General features: G+C 66.0%; 15 protein-coding genes. 4 read left to right on the forward strand and 11 right to left on the reverse strand.

Annotated elements, in window-relative coordinates; all coding sequences use genetic code 11:
* Positions 1–147 precede the first annotated feature (147 nt).
* The 5 genes from RO07_RS13755 to RO07_RS13775 form a co-directional block, all read right to left on the reverse strand.
* Entirely contained in the window at positions 148–1,470 is a 1,323-nt protein-coding gene (locus tag RO07_RS13755) for a CaiB/BaiF CoA transferase family protein (RefSeq protein ID WP_039411443.1), read from the reverse strand.
* Positions 1,471–1,736: 266 nt separating this feature from the next.
* The gene (gene corA / locus RO07_RS13760; RefSeq protein WP_039411445.1) at positions 1,737–2,714 is read right to left on the reverse strand and encodes a magnesium/cobalt transporter CorA; all 978 of its coding nucleotides are present in this window, start codon (positions 2,712–2,714) and stop codon (positions 1,737–1,739) included.
* 82 nt (positions 2,715–2,796) lie between these two features.
* Positions 2,797–5,502, reverse strand: a complete 2,706-nt coding sequence (locus RO07_RS13765; RefSeq protein ID WP_039411446.1) for a bifunctional acetate--CoA ligase family protein/GNAT family N-acetyltransferase — start codon at positions 5,500–5,502, stop codon at positions 2,797–2,799.
* Between the two features lie 147 nt (positions 5,503–5,649).
* The gene (gene dps, locus RO07_RS13770) at positions 5,650–6,135 is read right to left on the reverse strand and encodes a DNA starvation/stationary phase protection protein Dps (protein WP_039411447.1); all 486 of its coding nucleotides are present in this window, start codon (positions 6,133–6,135) and stop codon (positions 5,650–5,652) included.
* Between the two features lie 126 nt (positions 6,136–6,261).
* Positions 6,262–6,834 carry an HdeD family acid-resistance protein gene (locus RO07_RS13775; RefSeq protein ID WP_039411449.1) on the reverse strand — a complete coding sequence of 191 codons (573 nt, stop codon included), beginning with the start codon at positions 6,832–6,834 and terminating at the stop codon, positions 6,262–6,264.
* A gap of 559 nt (positions 6,835–7,393) precedes the next feature.
* Between RO07_RS13775 and RO07_RS13785 the strand changes: the two genes are divergently transcribed.
* From RO07_RS13785 to RO07_RS26030, 4 genes are all read left to right on the forward strand, one after another.
* Entirely contained in the window at positions 7,394–7,921 is a 528-nt protein-coding gene (locus RO07_RS13785) for a Csu type fimbrial protein (RefSeq protein ID WP_052267300.1), read from the forward strand.
* Between the two features lie 13 nt (positions 7,922–7,934).
* Positions 7,935–8,693, forward strand: coding sequence for a fimbrial biogenesis chaperone (locus RO07_RS13790; protein WP_052267301.1), 759 nt, complete (start codon positions 7,935–7,937; stop codon positions 8,691–8,693).
* A 76-nt stretch (positions 8,694–8,769) separates the two neighbouring features.
* On the forward strand, positions 8,770–11,187 hold the full coding sequence (locus tag RO07_RS13795) for a fimbria/pilus outer membrane usher protein (RefSeq protein ID WP_052267302.1): 2,418 nt from the start codon (positions 8,770–8,772) through the stop codon (positions 11,185–11,187).
* A 20-nt stretch (positions 11,188–11,207) separates the two neighbouring features.
* Entirely contained in the window at positions 11,208–12,215 is a 1,008-nt protein-coding gene (locus RO07_RS26030; RefSeq protein WP_160118120.1) for a Csu type fimbrial protein, read from the forward strand.
* Between the two features lie 110 nt (positions 12,216–12,325).
* Here the strand turns inward: RO07_RS26030 and astA are convergent, their stop codons facing one another.
* The 6 genes from astA to ilvB form a co-directional block, all read right to left on the reverse strand.
* Positions 12,326–13,399: an arginine N-succinyltransferase gene (gene astA / locus RO07_RS13805; protein WP_039415486.1), complete on the reverse strand. Its 1,074-nt coding sequence runs from the start codon at positions 13,397–13,399 to the stop codon at positions 12,326–12,328.
* Positions 13,400–13,613: 214 nt separating this feature from the next.
* Positions 13,614–14,855 (reverse strand): aspartate aminotransferase family protein, encoded by a 1,242-nt coding sequence (locus tag RO07_RS13810; RefSeq protein WP_039411453.1) that lies wholly within the window; start codon positions 14,853–14,855, stop codon positions 13,614–13,616.
* A gap of 222 nt (positions 14,856–15,077) precedes the next feature.
* Complete coding sequence (locus tag RO07_RS13815) at positions 15,078–15,800, reverse strand: amino acid ABC transporter ATP-binding protein (RefSeq protein WP_039411454.1); 723 nt, start codon at positions 15,798–15,800, stop codon at positions 15,078–15,080.
* Complete coding sequence (locus RO07_RS13820) at positions 15,784–16,536, reverse strand: amino acid ABC transporter permease (protein WP_039411456.1); 753 nt, start codon at positions 16,534–16,536, stop codon at positions 15,784–15,786. The genes RO07_RS13815 and RO07_RS13820 overlap by 17 nt, the downstream gene beginning before the upstream one ends.
* A gap of 150 nt (positions 16,537–16,686) precedes the next feature.
* The gene (locus RO07_RS13825) at positions 16,687–17,466 is read right to left on the reverse strand and encodes a basic amino acid ABC transporter substrate-binding protein (RefSeq protein ID WP_218026562.1); all 780 of its coding nucleotides are present in this window, start codon (positions 17,464–17,466) and stop codon (positions 16,687–16,689) included.
* A 241-nt stretch (positions 17,467–17,707) separates the two neighbouring features.
* Entirely contained in the window at positions 17,708–19,540 is a 1,833-nt protein-coding gene (ilvB, locus tag RO07_RS13830) for a biosynthetic-type acetolactate synthase large subunit (RefSeq protein ID WP_039411458.1), read from the reverse strand.
* Between the last annotated feature and the right edge of the window lie 45 nt (positions 19,541–19,585).

Raw genomic sequence — 19,585 nt, forward strand, 5'->3', positions numbered from 1 at the left:
GCAAATGGTTTGTAATATTCGCGAAGCGACGGCGTGATTTCCGGGGTATGTGTGGAGGGCGCCGAAGCGGGCCGAAGCCGCGTCGGCCTTGCCTGATAGGGTTGACGGCGCGCTCGCGCGCTCAACGCATCGGAAAGAAAACGACCGCTACCGACGGACTTCGACGTTGGCGGGCAGCGCACCGGCGGTGTCTCCAGCACCGTCGGCGCGAAGTTCCGCGAGGATATCGCCGGTATGTGCGCCGGGGGCCGGTGGATCGACGTGCGTCACGGGACTCCGCCCATTGAGCCGCACGGGCGACGCGATCGTGTGCGTCGTCTCTCCGCTGGGCAGCACCATGGGACGCACCCAGCCCATGTGAGCGACCTGCGGATCGGCCAGCACCCGCGAGTACGTGCTGATAGCGGTGCAAGGCACGCCGACGGCATGCAGGCGCGCAAGCCAGACGCCTCGGTCTTCCAGCATGAACACGGCTTCGAGCACGTCGCGCAGCGCCGCCTGATGACGCGCACGCTCGCGCGCACTGGCAAAACGCGAATCGTCGAGCAGGTCGACGCGGTGCACCAGCGCACAGATGGCCTGCCAGTGCGCCGGTCCGTCGAGATCCATGCCGAAGTAGCCGTCGCGGGCGCGGAACGTCGGCCAGGGCGCCGACGGACCGCCGAAGCGGGCTTGGTCGTCTTCCAATGCATTCGCCAGAGGCGAAACCGTGCCGTGCACCACTCCCTCACCCGACGCCTGGGGATTCGTTTTTGCACCGTTGCCCGCGCCATCCCCCGCCTGCCCCATGCCGCCAGGCGTCTGCACAGGCACCAGACCGGCACGCTGGGCCGCCTCGGCACCTTCGTCGCCCGCGCGCAATGCCGCGATGGCCAGCGTGGCACCGAGCATCGGCACGTCGATGTGCACGCCGCGCCCATGCTGTTGCGCGGCGACGAGCGCGGCCGACACGGAGAATGCCGCGTAGAGGCCTGCCGCCAGATCGGCGACCGGCAGGTCGCGCGGGGGTTCGAGCCGGCCCGAGGCCGTCCCCAGCATGCCGCGCAACGCCTCGAGCGCAGGCACGTCGGGCTGCGACGCGGAGCGCGGCCCGTCCTGGCCGAAGGCGGAAATGGAAGCGTAGACGAGATGCGGCTGAACCGCGGACAGGGCGTCGTACCCGAGACCCGCGCGGGCCAGCGTGCCGGACGGCAGACATTCGATGACGACGTGCGCTCCGCGCACCAGCGTATGGGCCAGACTCCGGCCTTCGAGGGTGAGCAGATCCAGCGCGACGGAGCGCTTGTTGCGACGCAGGCCGGCCTGCGCTGGCGCACCGAGTGGACTCTGGTTATCGATGGAAAACTCGTCGACCGGATCGTCGACCATGATGACGTCCGCGCCCATGTCGGCGAGCAGCATGCCGCAGTAGGCACCCGCCGCGCCTCGACAGAACTCGATGACGCGAATCCCCGAAAGTGGTGCGTTCAATATCCGCCCCCTATTTGCCTGGCGCTTGTTGTAGTTCTTACCCTTGGCAACCGTCTGACGCAGTGTTGGCGCATTTTAGTGTAAATATTCCACGCCAGTCACTGCGAAAAAAGGGAGGGGTTGCACCCCGTTGCCACCGGGCAACAAGGCGCATGGACGCGCGTCGACGACATGTGCCTGACACATCATCGGCAACGCCGGATGCCCGACGCCGTTCTGCCATTCCACTAGTCTGCCAGTCCGCCAATCCGCCTTTACGCGGCCCCTCACAGCCACCCTGCCTTGCGGAATTTCAGGAACAGCAGCACGTCGATGACGATCATCGCGGTAATGCATAGCGGATAGCCATACGGGAACTTCAGCTCGGGGATATCGGCGAAGTTCATGCCGTAGATGCCCGCGATCATCGTCGGCACGGCGAACAGCGCGGCGAACGAACCGAGCCGCTTGGTCGTTTCGTTCTCCGTGAGCGAGATCATGCCGAGATTGACGGAGAGCGCGGTGGTCACCATTTCCCGCAGCAGATCGATGTTCTTCGTAATGCGTTGCAGATGATCGAACACGTCTCGGAAGTACTCCTGCATGCCGCCGCACAGCTTGGGGGCCATCGCACCGAACAGCTTGCTGACGGCTTCCATGAGCGGCACGCACGCGTGTTGCAACGTGATCAGACGGCGCTTGAGCTGGTACAGGTCTTCGATGATCGCCCGGCCCTTGGCCGGCGCGTTGGGCGTGAAGATCTGCTCCTCGATCGCTTCGAGCTGCGCTTCGAGGTCGTCGAATACGGGGAAGTAACTGTCGACGATGGCGTCCATGAGCGCGTAGAGCACGAAGATCGAGCCCTGCTTGAGCAGATGCGGCTCCTTCTCGGCGCGCGCTCTCACCGCACCCAGCCCTTGCGTCGCGTTCGAGCGCACCGAGAGCACGTAGTTGTGCCCCGCAAAGATGGCGACTTCGCCGAGCGTGAAATCGCCGTCGGCATCCTTGTTCAGCACGTGGAGCACTGCGAAAAGCGAGTCGCCGTATTGCTCGATCTTCGGACGCTGGTGGCCGTGCCGGGCGTCTTCCACGGCAAGGTCGTGCAGATCGAACTCGTGCTGCATCTGCGCCAACTCACCCGGTGCGGGGTCCTTGAGCGCCACCCACACAAAGCAATGCGGACGCGCCAGATAGTCCGAGATTTCGTCGGGGTGCAGATCCGCGATCTTGCGGCCATCCTCATAGGCCACGCAATTCACTAGCATTCTTGTTCCTGTTCGATGCGGCTGCCCTGCCCTCACGCGCGCGCCCCAGGCGCCAGAGCCGGCAGGCGTGCGGCCGCGACCGTCACCCCTTGCGTGTCTCCTGCGCCTGCGCCGTCTGTTGCAGCGGCAGCCGGATATGAAGGATGCCCGCCTCCATCTCCTTGGCCTCCCGGAAGCCGAGATGACGGGCGAGTGTCAGCATACGCGTATTTGCCGTGAGGACATAGCCGATGAGTTCCCCGGTGCCGCGCTTGCGGCTGTAGTCGATGATGTGCTCCATGAGCGCGCGCCCCAACCCCCTGCCTTGCGCGGCCGGGCTCACCGTCACCGCGAACTCGGCCACGGTGTTGTCCGGATCGGCCAGCGCCTGCACCACGCCGAGCAGGCGCGTGTTGCCGCTCTCGTCCTTTTCGGTGGCCACGAATGTCATCGCACGGTCGTAGTCGATCTGCGTGACGCGCGCCATCTGCGAGTGCGACAACTCCTTGATGAGACCGAAGTAGCGGAACTGCACGTCCTGCGGCGTGAGCGTGTGGAAGAACGCGTTGTAGGCCGGCTCATCCTCGGGACGGATCGGGCGCACGCGTACCGGCTTGCCGCCCGCGTCGACCGTGCTCTCGAGTTCCTCTGGATAGGGACGAATGGCGAGCCGCGCATGTCCCGGCACGCTCGGCGTGCGGGCAACGATACGCGCGTCGAGCGCGAGTACGCCGTGCGCGTCGGCGAACAACGGATTGATGTCGAGCTCGGCGATCTCCGGCACATCGCACACGAGTTGCGAGAGCTTCACGAGCGTGAGATAAATGGCGTCGTGATCGGCAGCCGGACGGTTGCGATAGCCGGCGAGCAGCCTGGACACGCGCGCACGCGCCACCATGTCGCGCGCAAGGTTCAGGTTCAGCGGCGGCAGGCCGATCGTGCGATCGGCAATCACCTCGACGGCCGTGCCCCCCTGCCCGAACAGCAACACCGGACCGAAGACGTTGTCCGTCGCCACGCCGACGATCAGCTCGAACGCCTCGGCCCCGTTGGCCATGCGCTGCACGGAGTAGCCCGTCACGCGTGCATCCGGCCTGGCGGCGAGCGCACGCTTGCGGATCTGGCACGCCGCCTCGCGCGCCTGCTCCGCTGTCTCGATGTTGAGCACCACGCCACCGACATCGGACTTGTGCGTGATGTCGGGCGACACCAGCTTGACGGCCACGGGAAAGCCGATGCCCTGGGCCAGTTCGCCGGCCTGCTCCGGTGTCTGCGCCACGAGCGTCTCGACGACCGGAACGCCGTAAGCGGCGAGCACGCCCTTGGCCTCCGGTTCGGAGAGCAGTTCGCGCCCCTCGCGCATGGCGCTCTCGACGATCGCCCGCACGCGCGCGATGTCGGGCGCGAAACCCGGCGGAATCGATGGCGGCGTCTCCATCAGCAACGCCTGGTTACGCCGGTAGTTCACGGCTTCGAGGAAGGCTCGCGCCGCATTCTCCGGCGTGTCGTAGGTCGGCAATCCGGCTTCGCGACAGACGCGCCGCGCGCGCTCGGCCGTCTCGCCGCCGAGCCAGCATGTGAACACGTTCTTCGACGGCCGTGGCAGCGCCGCGAGTGCATTGGCCACGTCAAGGCTCGGCATGACCGCCGTCGGCGCCTGGATGAACAGCACCGCGGCGGTCTCGGAATCCTCGCACAGCGCAGCCAGCGTCTGCGTATAACGGGCGAGATCGGCATCGCCGCCGATGTCGACCGGATTGACGCGGCCGAGCGTGCCGGGCAGCACCGCATCGAGGGCCTCCCGCGTCTTCCCGCCCAGATGCGCGAGCTTGCCGCCGTCGAGCACGAGCGCATCGGTGGCCATCACGCCGGCGCCACCGCCGTTGGTCATGATCGAGAGCTTGTCGCCATGGAACGGACGCAGGCGCGCGAGCGTCTCGACCGCGGCAAACAGTTCGTCGGTCGTGTCCACGCGCAGCATGCCCGCGCGCCGAATCGCGGCGTCGTAGACGTCGTCCGCGCCAGCCAGGGCGCCCGTGTGAGACGCCGCGGCCTGCGCACCTTCCGGCACTCGGCCCGACTTGATGACGACCACAGGCTTGTTGCGGGCGGCGGCGCGCGCGGCCGACATGAACTTGCGCGCGTCGCGAATCGATTCCATGTACATCAGAATGGCATCCGTGCCCGGGTCGCTCGCGAGATAGTCGAGCATGTCACCGAAGTCCACATCCGCACTGTCGCCCATCGAGACGAAGTGCGAGAAGCCGATCTCGCGGGCGTCCGCCCAGTCAAGCACGGCGGTGGTCAGCGCCCCCGATTGCGAGACGAAGGCGAGCTTGCCTGCGCGCGCGCCCATGTGCGCGAAGCTCGCGTTAAGACCGATGCCGGGGCTCAGCAGCCCGATGCAGTTCGGCCCGAGAATGCGCAGTACGTGGGGCTTGGCGGACTTGAGCATGCGTTCCTGCAGCGTCACGCCGTGGCGATCGCGCTCGCGGGCCAGCCCCGAGGTGAGCACCACCGCGGCGCGCGTACCGCGTGCACCGAGCTCGCGAATCAGGTCGGGCACGGTGGCCGGCGGCGTACAGATCACCGCAAGATCGGGGGCTTGCGGCAGGTCGGCGACATTGCGATAGCACTTCCGGTCTGCGAGCATCGCGTACTTCGGATTGACCGGGTAGATGTCGCCCTGAAACCCCCCGTCGACGATGTTCTGCAGCACGGTCGTGCCCACACGGCGCTCCCGGTTGGACGCGCCGATCACGGCGACCGACTTCGGCTGGAACATCTGACTCAGGTTACGGGTGGTCATGGCAACTCCGGGGGGATCGGCAAATCGGAAAATCGGCATGCGAACGCGCGCACCGGCAAAGCCTGGTGCGCGCGTTCGTCGCAGGATGACGCGTGGCGGGATCGGCGGACGGCGCCCGGCCATCCGCATCAGGCGAATCAGTCCAGATCAGTCGCCGCGCAGGTGCGCTTCCACCTTCCACAGATGATCGTCCACGCCGCGCGAGATTTCGGTGAACACATCCGACGTGGTGGCGTCGCCGATCTCGGCCGACGCATCGATCAAGCCGCGAATGATCTCACCGTAGGCAGCGAGCGCTTCGGCCAGCGCCGCGGCGTGATCGATGCCCCGCTTGAACTCGTTCTTGTACACCGGCAGTTCCGTCTTCTGCGCCACGGTCTGCACGCGACCGTCCGCCACACCGCCGAGCGCCACAAGCCGCTCGGCGCACAGATCGGCCCACTCGACGGCCGCGTTATAGACCTCGTCGAACAACAGGTGGAGTTCGATGAAGCCCGGGCCGTGGACGTTCCAGTGCGCCTGCTTGGCTTGACGCTGAACGTCGATACCGTTGGTCAGCCCGCGATTGAGCTGATTGACCGATTCGATGCGAATCTTTTCACCAAGGGTGTTGCGCGTATGATTCAGTGCCATTTGAGACTCCTGACGTCTGGCAGCCGGCGGGCTGCGGGAAAGCCGTCGGCATCGTGCGTCGCTGACGCCCGTGCGGACGAAGGGAAACCTGCAAGGCGGCCGGCAACGCGCCGCGTGCGCCCGGGACTAGGAAGGCAGTTCCCCCGGGGATGGGTGAGACGCGCCATGCGCCGCGCCACGCAATTTGATACCCGCCATCACCAGCAACACGCCCCAGATGATGGCCCACGATCCGATGGCCCAGATAAGCGCAAGCGCGCCCGCGCCCGGCTGCCACATGATGAAGATGGCAAACAGAATGCTGAACACACCGGAGAGAATGATCCAGAGTTCGCCTTTGACTTCGCGTCGCAACGCGATGCCGGCCGCGACCTGCAGGACGCCGGTGACAAAACTCCAGGCCACGATATAGATAAGCAGTGCGACGGCGGTCAACGCCGGATTGAGATAGGTAAGGACGCCGATGACGATGCCGGCAATGCCCTGCAACAGGGGCAGCCACCAGTCGGCGTGCTCGCGGCGCGCGCTCCATGCGCCGCTGAGCGAGAAGATTCCGTCCACGAACGAAAAGGCGCCGAAACACAGCACCAGGACGGCAATCGTGACACCCGGCAATGCGAACGCCGCAATACCGAAAATCACGGCCAGTACACCGCGCAGCACAAGCAACCACCAGTATTTCGACAGAAGTCTGAGCATGGCATCCCTCTCTCGTGAAATATCCGCGGGTAGCGAACATGAGCCATCGACGGGCCCATATCACAAGTACGACACGGGCGACAGCAATGGCGTCCAAGGCGCGTCAAGAGGTCATTCTAGAGACGGCAACGCGGCAAGATCAAGTGAAAAATGTGCGAATGCCCATGCCGCGCGCAGGTGCTTTGACCCGCATCATCCCGCTCCGCTTTGTCGCGCGAAACCGCATCATCGCTACCGTGAATTTTCGCCGTCGATTCAACGGTTACGCCGGGTGACGACCGGGCGTGACGCCACCGCGTCCCGCTCACATCCCGCAGAACATGCGCGCTGCGTGACACTGAAACATGCGCGTTGCGCGTATGCGGGCGACACTCGATGCGAGGTATTCCGCCATTCCAATGGGATGATTCCGAAAGACCGCGTTATCGGCAGTTTTCAGGCGAATGCCTTCATAAACTACGCAGGAAGCGTCTGAAAGTGACTTGAGACTCAACGCGAAATACGTAGCCTCGATTGATTTCCCTCATGGCATCAGATAGGACTCCAAAGGAGAATGACGATGAACAGATCCCTGCTTTGTCTGGCATTGCCCGCGGCCCTGGCCGCTCTGGGTCCGAGCGCATCGGTGCGAGCCGCCGTCTACAGCAACGGCTCGGCGACCGCGCAGATGCAGGTACAGCTCACGATTCTGCCGGGCTGTACCGTTGCCACTACGCCCATGACGTTCAATCCGGTACAGGGCTCTGGCACCGGTCCGGTGTCGAGCACGTCGTCGCTCACTGCGATCTGCACCGCGTCGACGGGATACAACATCGGGCTGAACGCCGGTACGACGCTCAATTCCACCGAAACCAACCGCCTGCTCGCCGGCACGACGACCGGCAACACGACGACGATCCCGTTCGGCCTGTTTCAGGACGCCAGCTACGCCACGCCATGGGGCAACACGCAAGGCACGAATACGCTGGCCGACTCGGGCACCGGTTCGCTCAAGACGTACACCGTCTACGGACGCGCCACGCTCTCCGACACGATGCCTGCGCCGGACGTCTATTCATCGACGGTCACCGCGACGGTCTACTTCTGAGGCCGCGATCATCATGCGCACATCGGGATCTGCCATTCGCCGGCCGAGCCGCTATGCTTGCGGCAGCGCCGTCGCCGCCCTGTTCATGCTGTGCGTGACGGACGGCCACGGCGCAGCACTGCAGGTCTCGCCGGTCATCGTCAACATTCTTCCCTCGCAGCCCGCCACGACGCTCACGCTCGGCAACTCGGGGGAGCGACCCATCCACGGACAACTGCGCGTCTATGCGTGGACGCAGCGCAAGGGCGAGAACGTGCTCAGGCCGACGGACGCGCTCATCGCCAGCCCGCCGATCCTGCGGATCGAGCCGGGGGAAAAGCAGATCGTGCGCCTGGTCCACGTCGCGCCGAAACCGGAGCACCGCGAGCAGAGTTATCGACTCCTCGTCGACGAACTGCCGTCTCTTGGCGCGGCCGACCCCGAGGGCATTTCGATTCGGCTGCGCTACTCGTTGCCGGTGTTCGTGCACGCCAGCCAGACGCATGCGCCGTCGCTGCGCTTCGAGGTGCATTTGGTACAGGGCCAGTTGGAGGTGCGCAACGATGGCGAGCGGCACGCACAGCTCGGCGCCACTCGCGTGGTCGACGCGTCGGGGCGCAGCGTCGAACTCACGCGCGGACTGCTAGGTTACGTGCTCGCCGGTCAGGCGCGACGCTTTCCCATGCATTGGCCGGCCGGCGCACCTCCCGTGGCACCGTTCACCGTCGAATCGCGCGTCGACGCCGTGCCCCTGAGTTTTGCCGCCGGCGCGTTGTCGGATGCCGTGCGCTGATCTCGCGTCCGCCCGCGCCGCATCCGCCTTGGGTAGACGGGTGCGGGAGGTGTCCGGGGCGGCCGCGGTCGCAGTCATGGCCACCCTGGCGCCTGACGCCTTCGGGCTCGACGCCACGTCCGACACGAGCGATCCGCACGGTATGTCGAATGCACCGAACATGCTGCCACACTCGTCCTCGCCTTCGCTCCCACCATTGCCATCGCCACCCGGCCGATCGTCGCGACTCGACGGACGCTACGTCCTGGAGGTCGTCGTCAACGGCCATGCCAATGGATACCTCGCGCCGTTCGAACGACGGTCAGGCCGATGGTTCGTACGCGCGGGCGACCTGCGTGCGCTGGGCCTGCGCGCCGATGCCCTGCCGCAGAGCGACGCCGCCAAAGTCGCGCTCGATACGCTGGACGGCATTCGGGCCACCTACGACGCCACTCACCAGACGCTCGCGCTGCAAGTCGACGACGGCTGGCTCACACCCTACCGGCTCGGCGGCACCCGGCGACGCGTCGTCGAAGCCACCGCCAACACCGGCTTGGTCGTCAACTACGACGGATATCTGCAACGCGATCGGTTCACGCGCGCCTCGGTGTGGAGCGAAGTCCGCGGTTTCTGGCCGGGCGGCACGGTGCGTCAGACCGGCATCGTCGAGCATTCACGCTGGCGGCGCGGCTACCGTCGCTACGACACATGGTGGCAACACGACGACCCAACCCGGCTCACGACCTGGACGGCGGGCGACCTCATCACCGGCTCGCTCGCGTGGACCCGATCGTTGCGCATCGCCGGGCTGCAGTGGCGGCGCAACTTCAGCCTGCGCCCCGATCTGGTCACGTTTCCCGTGCCCGCGTTGCGTGGCAGCGCGGTCGTGCCCTCGTCCGTCGACCTCTATCTCGACGGCGTGCGGCGCATGGGCGGACACGTGCCTCCCGGCCCCTTCGTCATCCAGGAGGCGCCTGGACTCACGGGCGATCTGCAGGCCAGTCTCGTCACACGCGACGCGCTGGGCCGCGAGCAGATCACCACCGTGCCGCTCTATATCGATCCGCGATTGCTCGCGCGGGGTCTGTCGAGCTTCTCCGTCGAAGCCGGCCTGCCGCGCGATCAATACGGCTTGCGGTCGTTCTCCTATCGTCACTCCCCCGTCGCCTCGGTAGCGGCCCGCTACGGCGTGACCGACACCCTCACGCTGGAGACGCAGGCACAGGCCGGCAAACGCCTTGCACTTGGTGGCGCGGGCGCGCTGATGGCCATCGGCCAGGCCGGTGTGATAAGCCTCTCGGCGGCCGTCTCCGGCGGCATGGGCAGCGGTGCGCAGTGGAGCGCCGGCTATCAGTATCTGTCCCGGCGCTTCGGGATCGACATGCAGATGATTCGGACCACTGGGCGCTATCGCGATATCGCGTCGCTCGACGGTGTGCCCGCCCCGCGCGCCAGCGACCGGGCCAGCCTTTCGATGCCGGTCGGCCGCAACAGCACGGCGTCGCTCGCCTGGTTTGCACAGCGCTCCCCCGGTCAGGCCGCCACGCGCGTGCTCTCCGCGAGCCTGTCGCTGCCGGCCACCGCGCGCGGCATGCTGTCCATCGGCGGCTTCCGCGACTTCGCACGGCGCGGCGCGCACGGGGTCTTCGCCATGCTCAGCGTGCTCCTCGGCGGCGGCGCCTTGGGCAGCGCCTCGGTCACGCAGCAGGACGGCCGGACGCAGGCCTGGGCCGCAGCCAGCCGCACGCCGGACTACGGCGGCGGCTGGGGCTGGCAGGTGCTTGGCGGGCACGCCTTCGCGCAACGCACCGTGCAGGCGGAAGTGCAGTATCTCGGCCGTCACGGCCAGGTCTCCGCGCTTGCCCAGCAAGTCGGCAAACAAGCGGGCGCGGCACTCGGAATGACCGGGGCGCTCGTTGTCGTCGACGACAGTCTTCATGCAACGCGACGCACCTACGATGCCTTCGCGCTGGTGAGCACCGACGGTCGCGGCGACGTGCCCGTGCTGCGCGAGTCGGTGCCCGTCGGCCGCACGGACTCGCGCGGCTACTATCTCGTGCCCGACCTGAACGGCTTCGAAGCGGCACGCATCGGCATCGACCCCATGCATCTGCCGGCCGACCTCGAAGTGCTGACCACCGAGCGCCGCATCGTCCCCCAGGCCGGAAGCGGCGTTCTGGTGCGATTCCCCGTGCGGCGCTATCGCGCGGCGCTCGTCACTCTGGTCGACGACACCGGCGCGCCCCTGCGGCCCGGCACGGCGGTGCGCCACGTGCAGACGGGTTTCGTGACGGTGGTCGGGTACGACGGAGAGGTCTTCATCGACACACTCGCGCCGCGCAACACACTCGAATCGCGCGATGCGCGACAACGATGCCGTGTGTCGTTCGACGCCGCTTCGCCGCCCGAAGGCCGCATCGCCCGCATCGGACCGCTGGCGTGTGTGGCATTCGGCACGCTCGCCGACGACCGGGTCCAGACGCCCGGCCCTACCGTAGCTGGAGGCCGGTCGTGAAGCCGCGCACGGTTTGGACAATGCGAGCAAAGCGAGCACCACGCGAGCGTGCAGGTGACGCACACACCACGCCGGTCATGCTCGCCGCGCTGTGTGCCGCCGCCACGCTGACGTGCGCGAGCCCACACGCCTCGGCGCAAACATGCTCGGTCGGCACCCCCAGCCTCGCATTCGCCGCGTTCAGTCCGATCTCGGGCGCGGCGCTTTCGGCCACCGGCACGCTCCCCGTGTCGTGCACATGGCCACTGCTCGGCGGCAATCCGAACGTGAAGCTCTGTCTCGCGCTCAACGCCAGTCAGCCGCTCGTACTCACGAATGCGGGCAAAGGCATCAATTTCGGACTCTTCATCGATCCCGCGTTCTCCAACGCGTGGGGCAAGGCGGCGTCCAATGTGATCGCCGTCACGATGGTGCGCAATGTGCTGGGCGGTACGGTGACGCAAAACGTCAATTTCTACGGACGCATCGCGCCGGCGCAAACGACCGTATCGACCGACGGCAGCAGCAACACCGTGTACGCGCGCGCGTTTTCGGCGGCGGATACCAGCCTGCAATACGCGTCGTATCCGGCGCTATCGCCCGAGCCGGCATGCGGGAGCGCTATGACGGCGGCGCCCGGCATGCCGTTTACCGCCAACGTGACCGTGATCAACAACTGCACCATTGGAGCGACGAACATCACTTTCGCCACGCAGTCGACATTGGCAAGCCCCGTGGCGAGCAGCGGCACGCTGTCGGTGCAATGCACGAACAACGATGCGTACCGTGTGAGCCTGTCGGGTGGACGGCTCGGCACCGTCATCGCGCGCACCATGACGGGACCGACGGGCGCCGGCATCGGCTATCAGTTGTACCTGGACGGCGGCTACACGACGATCTGGGGCGACGGCACGGCGGGCACATCGCAACTGACGGCCGTCGGCACGGGACTCCTGCAGTCCATTCCGGTCTACGCCCGCGTGCCCTCGCAATCGACACCGGCGCCCGGCGTCTACACGGACGCTGTCACGGCCACGATCCAGTTCTGAGAACATCGACGCTCACTCGACGGATGGGGCGCGGCGAATGTGTGCGCAAAAGATCGATGCGTCAGGGTAAGCGATGGACGGTCTGCTTGCCCTCCCACGGCGACGACATCTCAGATCGCGTCGGCGCGTGGTGGTTTGAGCGGGAGCACCTGCACGCGATCGCCCTGCTCGACGCCCAACGCCTTCGCCGCCAGCGGCGTCATCGCGAACGCGCGCCGTTCGGGACGGCCCGTGATCAGCGTGGCCCGGAAACTCGCCAGCCCCAGGCGCGCCACCAGATACGCCTCGCCGGCGGGGACAGCCGGCAAGGGGGCTGCGCCACCATTCTGGCTGGCGGCAGGGTCCACGATGTTCACACTGAGATAGCGGCTGTCGCGCGCCGCGCGCAGATCGGCTACGCGGGCCTCGAGCACCGGACCGCTGTCGAAGATGTCGACGTGCGTCCCCGAGCGCATGCCCTCCTGCTCGAGCAGCCGGCGTGCAGGCAACGTATCGCGATGCGTCACGCCGATGGCCGCCTGCGCCTGCGGCGAGAGGAAGTCGACATAGATGGGGTACTTCGGCATCAGCTCGGCGACGAACGATTTCTTGCCAATGGACGTGAGGTAATCCGCCTGATCGAAATCGATCTTGAAGAAATGCTGGCCGAGCGAGCGCCAGAACGGGCTTTGGCCGTCGTCGTCGAAATAGCCGCGCAGTTCCGCGCACACCTGCGGCCCGAAACGCTCGGGGAACTGCGCCATGAACAGAAAGCGCGCCTTCGAGAGCAACGCGCCGTTGCCATGGCCGCGCCACGCGGGATCGAGCAGCAGCGAACACAGCTCGCTGTAACCGGTGAGGTCGTTCGAGAGCGACAACGTGAGCATGCGCGACCAGACGTTCAGTTCGCGACTCGCATGCACGATCGTGTCCTTCCGATACGTATAGAACGGTTGCTCCAGCCCGACAGCCGCCTCCAGGCCGCACACGCCGGCGATCTCCCCCGTCTCGACATCCTCCATGACGAACAGATACCCCTGCTCGGCCGTGGGCGCCTGCCCGTCGAGCGTGGCCGCGACGCGCGCCAGCCGCGCTTCGAGCGCCGCCCGATCGGGCTTGAACGACGTCATGCCCGGCCCGGCCAGCTCGGCGAGCTTGAGCAGCGCGGGCAGATCGTCCTGGCGCGCCAGACGCACCACCCGCAACGACGACGCCATTGCGACATCTTCCGCCGAAGGCTGGTCAACTTGCGGGAGCGGCGACGGCGATTTCGATTGACGTGTCATGGGAGAATCCGGCGAGGTTGATGAAACAAGGGCCGGAGCGACGTGATCCGTCGGTCCGGCCCGGAGTCCCGCGTGCTGGCATCCGCGCGGAGGTTCAGTGCAACTCAGCCCGACTCGGCCTGCGAACCTGGCGTCAGGCGGCTTTCGCCGTCGCCGCCACCGTTGCGACCGCCTTGTCGAGCGACGCGAGACCCGCGTCGATGTCGGCGAACGGAATGTTCAGCGACGGCGCAAAACGCACCACGTCACCGCCCGCCACCAGCAGCATCAGACCGTTCTTCTCGGCTTCCACGACGATGTCCTTCGCGCGGCCCGCGAATGCCGGCTTGAGCACCGCACCGATGAGCAGGCCCATGCCGCGCACGGACTCGAACACGCCATGACGCGCGTTGATCGCTTCGATGCCCTTGATGAAGTAATCGTGACGAGTCTTCACGCCGTTGAGCGTGTCGGCCGTGTTGATCAGCTCGAGCACGCGCCCGGCGATGGCCGTGGCAAGCGGGTTGCCGCCGTACGTGCAGCCGTGCGTGCCCGGCGAGAAACTCGCCGCAATCTTGCTCGTGGTGAGAATGCCGCCGATCGGATAGCCGTTGCCCAGCGCCTTGGCCGTGGTCAGGATGTCGGGCGTCACGCCGTACTGTTCGTAGGCGTAGAGCGTGCCCGTGCGGCCGACGCCCGTCTGCACTTCGTCGAAAATGAGCAACGCACCGTGTTTGTCGCACAGCGTACGCAGGCCCTTGAGGAAGGCCGGATCGGCGGGCAGCACACCGCCCTCGCCCTGCACCGGCTCGACGATCACGGCGGCCGTGGCGTCCGAGAGGGTCGCTTCGACCGTCTTCAGATCGTTGTACGGCAGATGCATGATGCCGGCCGGCAGCGGACCGAAACCTTCGGTGTACTTGGCCTGACCGCCCACGCTCACCGTAAACAGCGAACGGCCGTGGAACGAGTTGTAGAACGAGATGATCTCGCTTTTTTCCTTGCCGCCGCGCTCGGCGGCGTGATCGTATGCGTAGCGGCGCGCGAGCTTGAGCGCGGCCTCATTGGCTTCGAGCCCCGAATTGCAGAAGAACGCCTTGTCGGCAAAGGTCGCCTCGGTGAGTGCCCTGGCCAGGCGCAGCACAGGCTCGTTCGTATAGCCGTTGCCGATGTGCCAGACCTTGCGCGCCTGCTCCTCGATGACCTTCACCAGTTCCGGGTGGGCGTGGCCCAGCGCGTTCACCGCGATGCCGCCGGTGAAATCGACATACTCGCGACCTTCCTGATCCCACATGCGCGAGCCTTCGCCGCGCACCGGCACCATCTGGGCGGGAGCGTAATTGGGGACCATCACGTCGTCGAACGTCTGGCGGGTCACGGGAATGGACTGGCTCATGACAACCTCATGAAGTCGGGGGTGCAATCTGCGATTGCGGAGCAGGCTGCAAAGCGGTCACTGCTCAATGAAAGAAACCTGGCTGGGAGCTCAGGACGCCGGCGTCGCGCCGCGGCCGTCACGATTCGACCGACACCTGGCGCGCGTACCCTCGCATTGTAATCAGATGCGGCGCGCGGATACACCCTTGCGCGCGCCCGCGTCGTGAGAATGCGTCGGCCGTTACAGGACTTTGCGCAGGAATTCGCGCGTGCGCTCGTGCTTGGGCGCCGAGAAGATCTGTTCCGGCGCGCCCTCTTCCATGATCACGCCCTGATCGATGAAGAGCACGCGATCGGAGACTTCACGGGCAAAGCCCATTTCGTGGGTGACGACCACCATCGTCATGCCCTCTTCGGCAAGCGACTTCATGACTTCGAGCACCTCGCCCACGAGTTCCGGGTCGAGCGCCGAGGTCGGTTCGTCGAACAGCATGACGGTGGGCTTCATCGCGAGCGCGCGGGCAATCGCCACGCGCTGCTGCTGACCACCCGAGAGCTGGTTCGGGAAAGCGTCGATCTTGTCGATCAGGCCGACCTTGCGCAACAGTTGCTCGGCGATGATCTCCGCTTCGGCACGTTTGATGCCGGTCACCTGCATCGGCGCCAGAATCAGGTTCTCGAGCACCGACATGTGCGGGAACAGGTTGAAGCGCTGGAACACCATGCCCACGCTCGCGCGCATGGCGTTCATGTCCGTCTTCGGGTCTTCCACGTGAAAGCCGTTGACGAGCACTTCCCCGCCGCTCACCTCTTCGAGTCCGTTCAGGCAACGCAGGAACGTGCTCTTGCCAGAGCCCGACGGGCCAATCACGCAAACGACTTCGCTCTCTTCGATGCGGCACGAAATGCCGCGCAGCACGTGCGCATCGCCGTACTGCTTCTGCAGGTTATTGACGACGATCACCTTTGCCGTACCTCAATTCCAGATGTTGAACAAATGCCGACAGCACCAGCGTGATCACCCAGTAGATGAGCGAAATCGTCAGATACGGCTCCCAGTAACGTGCGTAGGCGCCGGACACGGTGCGCGCCGCATACGCCAGTTCGGCCAGGCCGATGGCGGAGGCCAGCGACGAGTCCTTCACGATCGCGATGGCGTTGTTGCCCAGCGGCGGCAGCATGCGGCGAAACGCCTGCGGCAGCACCACCTTGCGCAGCGTCTGCATGTAGGTCATGCCCAGCGAGCGGGCCGCTTCGGCCTGGCCGCGATCGATCGACTGGATACCCGCGCGGAAGATCTCCGAGACGTAGGCGCCGGCGTTCAGCGAAATGGCCAGCACGGCCGACATGAACGCGCCGTATTGCGAGCGGATTTCACGCGCGAATTCGCCGCTGACGATAAGGCCGCCCGACGGGTTGATCAACATCGGCATGAGCGCGAAGTGGATCAGCAGGATCTGCACGAACAACGGCGTGCCGCGGAAGAAGCTGACGTAGAAGCGCACCGGATATTGCACCGCGTAGCGCAGGAAATACTTGTAGAAGCCGTGACGCGCTTCGGCCAGACGGCCGACGCCGAGCACGAGCCCGAGGAACGTGCCGACGATCACGCAGATCACCGTGCACTTGAGCGTCATCAGCGTGCCCTCGACAAACAGGGGCATGTACTCGCTGATGATGTTCCACTGGAACCCACCCATGAAGCACCTTTCTCACAAAATGGAACGAACCGGCTGACCGGCGGAAAAACGCTCGCGGCCCGGGGGTTGACGTCGGAGAACGACGATCAGCTCACGGGCCGCGAGAGGCCAGGTATCTGGCGTGCGTGGCGCGAATCTTACACGCGTTGCTTATTGTTGCGGCAGCGTCGGCACGTCGGCGTCGAACCACTGCTTGTAGATCTTGGCGTAGGTGCCGTCAGCCACGATCTTCTTCAGACCCGTATTGATCTTGTCGAGCGCCACCTTGTTGCCCTTCTTCACCGCAATACCGAAGTACTGACGCTTGAACTTGTTGTCGTAGACGAGCTTGAACGGCTTTTCCGGATGGCTCTTGATGTAGAACTTGATCACGCCGACGTCGCCCACGGCGGCGTCCACGCCACCGCGATAGAGCTCTTCGAGCATGAGCGGCGTGTTGTCGAAGCGACGGATGGCGGTGCTCGCCTTGCCCAGTTCTTCCGACACGGCGATGTCGCCCGTGCTCGAGTTGACCACGCCCACTTGCAGCTTCTTCAGATCGGCCAGTCCGGCGACCTTGGCGCCCGGCGACGTGATGATCACCTGGTCGGCCGGGAAGTACGGCGCCGAGAAGTCGACCATTTCACGGCGCTTGTCGGTAATGGTGATGCCGGAAATGATGATGTCGCGATCGCCCTGGTCGAGGGTTGCGAAGATGCCTTCCCACGGCGTGCTGATCAGCTTCACGTTGAACCCGCCAGCCTTGCCGACCGCCTTGATCACGTCGATGTCGAAACCCACCAGTTCCTTTTGCGGGGTTTCGAACTCGAACGGGCGATACGTACCGCCGGCGCCCACGGTGTAAGTGGGATCGGCGGCCTGCGCTGCCGGCACCGCGGCGAAGGTCGTCAGAAAACAGGCGGCGGCCAGCACGAGGCGCTTGGTCAACATGTTGATTTCCTTGGCGAGAATTCGTAAAAGAGCGCAATGATACTCCTCACCGCCCCCGAAACGAAAAAAACCCGCCGAAGCGGGTTCTCTCGTTGCGATCTCGCGACGTGCGCCACGATTCTCACTCGACGGTAACGTCTGGGCGAGCCGGCGGCGTACGCCATGGCGCAAAACACCGCGCATATCGCGGCGCCTTGCCCATCCTCCGTCGCGCTCTCTCGCTCATTCTGTCGCGCGCCCGTCAGAACGCGCCCGCGGCGATGGGCCCGGCCGCCTGCCCCGGTCCGAAGACCACGTCACGATAACTCTTGCCTGCGGGAATCATCGGATAGACGTCGTCCTCGCGGGCCACCAGCACATCGAGCAGATACGGCTCGCTCGGGTCCGCCAGCATGCGCTCGAGGGCTGCCGGCAGGTCCGCCGCGCGCGTCACGCGTGCGCCGGCCACACCGTAACCCGCGGCGATGGTCACGAAGTCCGGATACGGCCGGCCGTCGTCGGCACCGTCGGGCACGTTGGGGTCGACCAGTGAGGACGCCACGCGGTTACGGGCGTAGATCATGTCCTGCCACTGACGCACCATCCCCAGCCACTGGTTGTTGATGACCAGCACCTTCACGCCAAGCCCATAGCGCCGGCACGTCGAGAGCTCGTTGACCGACATGTTGAGGCTGCCGTCGCCGTCGATGTCGATCACCGGCACGTCCGGCAGCGCGACCTTGGCGCCGATGGCCGCCGGCAGGCCGAAGCCCATCGTGCCAAAGCCGGCGCTCGACAGAAAGGTGCGCGGCTTGCGCAGGCGCAGGTGCTGCATCGCCCACATCTGGTGCTGCCCCACGCCCGTGGTCACCACGGCCTCGGGCGGCAGCAGCGCGGCCAGCGCCGTGATGACCTCCACGCCCGTAAGCACGTCGCCGCTTTGCGAATCCGCGCCCTGAGCCTCACCGGGAGCGGCGCGCAACGGATGCGCCTCGCGGCGCTCGCGCAGATAGGCATGCCACTGCGGCACCTCGCGGCGCTTCGCGTGGGCGAGCAGACCGACGAACGCATCGCGAAGATCGGCATGCACGCCCAGGGTGACGGGCTTGTTCTTGCCGATCTCGGCCGCATCGACGTCGATGTGCACGATCTTCGCGTGACGCGCGAACGACGCCGGATCGCCAATGACCCGATCGTCGAAACGCACGCCGAGCGCGAGTACGAGATCTGCCTCGTTGACCGCCACATTGGCGGCATAGGCGCCGTGCATGCCGAGCGGCCCGAGCAACAGCGGGTGATCGTCCGGCATCGCGCCCAATCCCATCATCGTGAGTGCGACCGGACAGTCGAGCGCTTCGGCCAGCGCAACCAGTTGCGCACCGGTGCCCGACGCGATGACGCCGCCACCGGCGTAGACGACGGGTCGCTCGCTATTTGCCAGCAATGCCGCGATGCGCTCGGCCGTCTCGTCGCTCATGCCGGCCGGCACCGGCGCCGTGAAACGCTTGTCGGTCGGCTGATCCGGGCGGGCCTGTTGAATGTCCTTCGGGAAATCGAGCAACACGGGACCGGGACGCCCGGCCAGCGCACACGCGGCGGCTTCGCGCAGCGCCGCCGGGATGTCGCGCGCTTCGCGCACCTGCCGGGCGAGCTTCGTCACCGGCTTGGTGACGGCCACGATGTCGACCTCCTGGAACGCGTTCTTGCCCAGCCAGTGCGTTGCCACGTTGCCAGTGATGGCAAGGACCGGCACGGAATCGCTGGCGGCGTCCGCGATCCCGGTCACGAGGTTGGTCGCGCCGGGGCCCGAGGTCGCCAGGCAAACACCCAGCCTGCCCGTGGCGCGTGCGTAGCCCTGCGCGCCAAAGACCGAACCCTGCTCGTGTTCCGTGCGCACCAGTGCGACGTCCACCCGCGAGAGCGCATCGAGCATCTCGAGATTGGCCCCGCCCGGATAGCAGAACACCGTGTCGACGCCAATCTCGACCAGGGTGCGCGCAATCAGGTCCGCACCTTTGGCGGACAGCGGAGCAACGGGCTGGGCGACGGCACCGGTCGCGGTTTCGGCAGCGGGCAGAGTCAGGTCGAGTTTCATGAGTACGTGGTTTCCTGCGGTTTTCAACGAACGACGGCGAGGATT

This window comes from Pandoraea pulmonicola (assembly GCF_000815105.2).
GTDB lineage: Bacteria > Pseudomonadota > Gammaproteobacteria > Burkholderiales > Burkholderiaceae > Pandoraea > Pandoraea pulmonicola.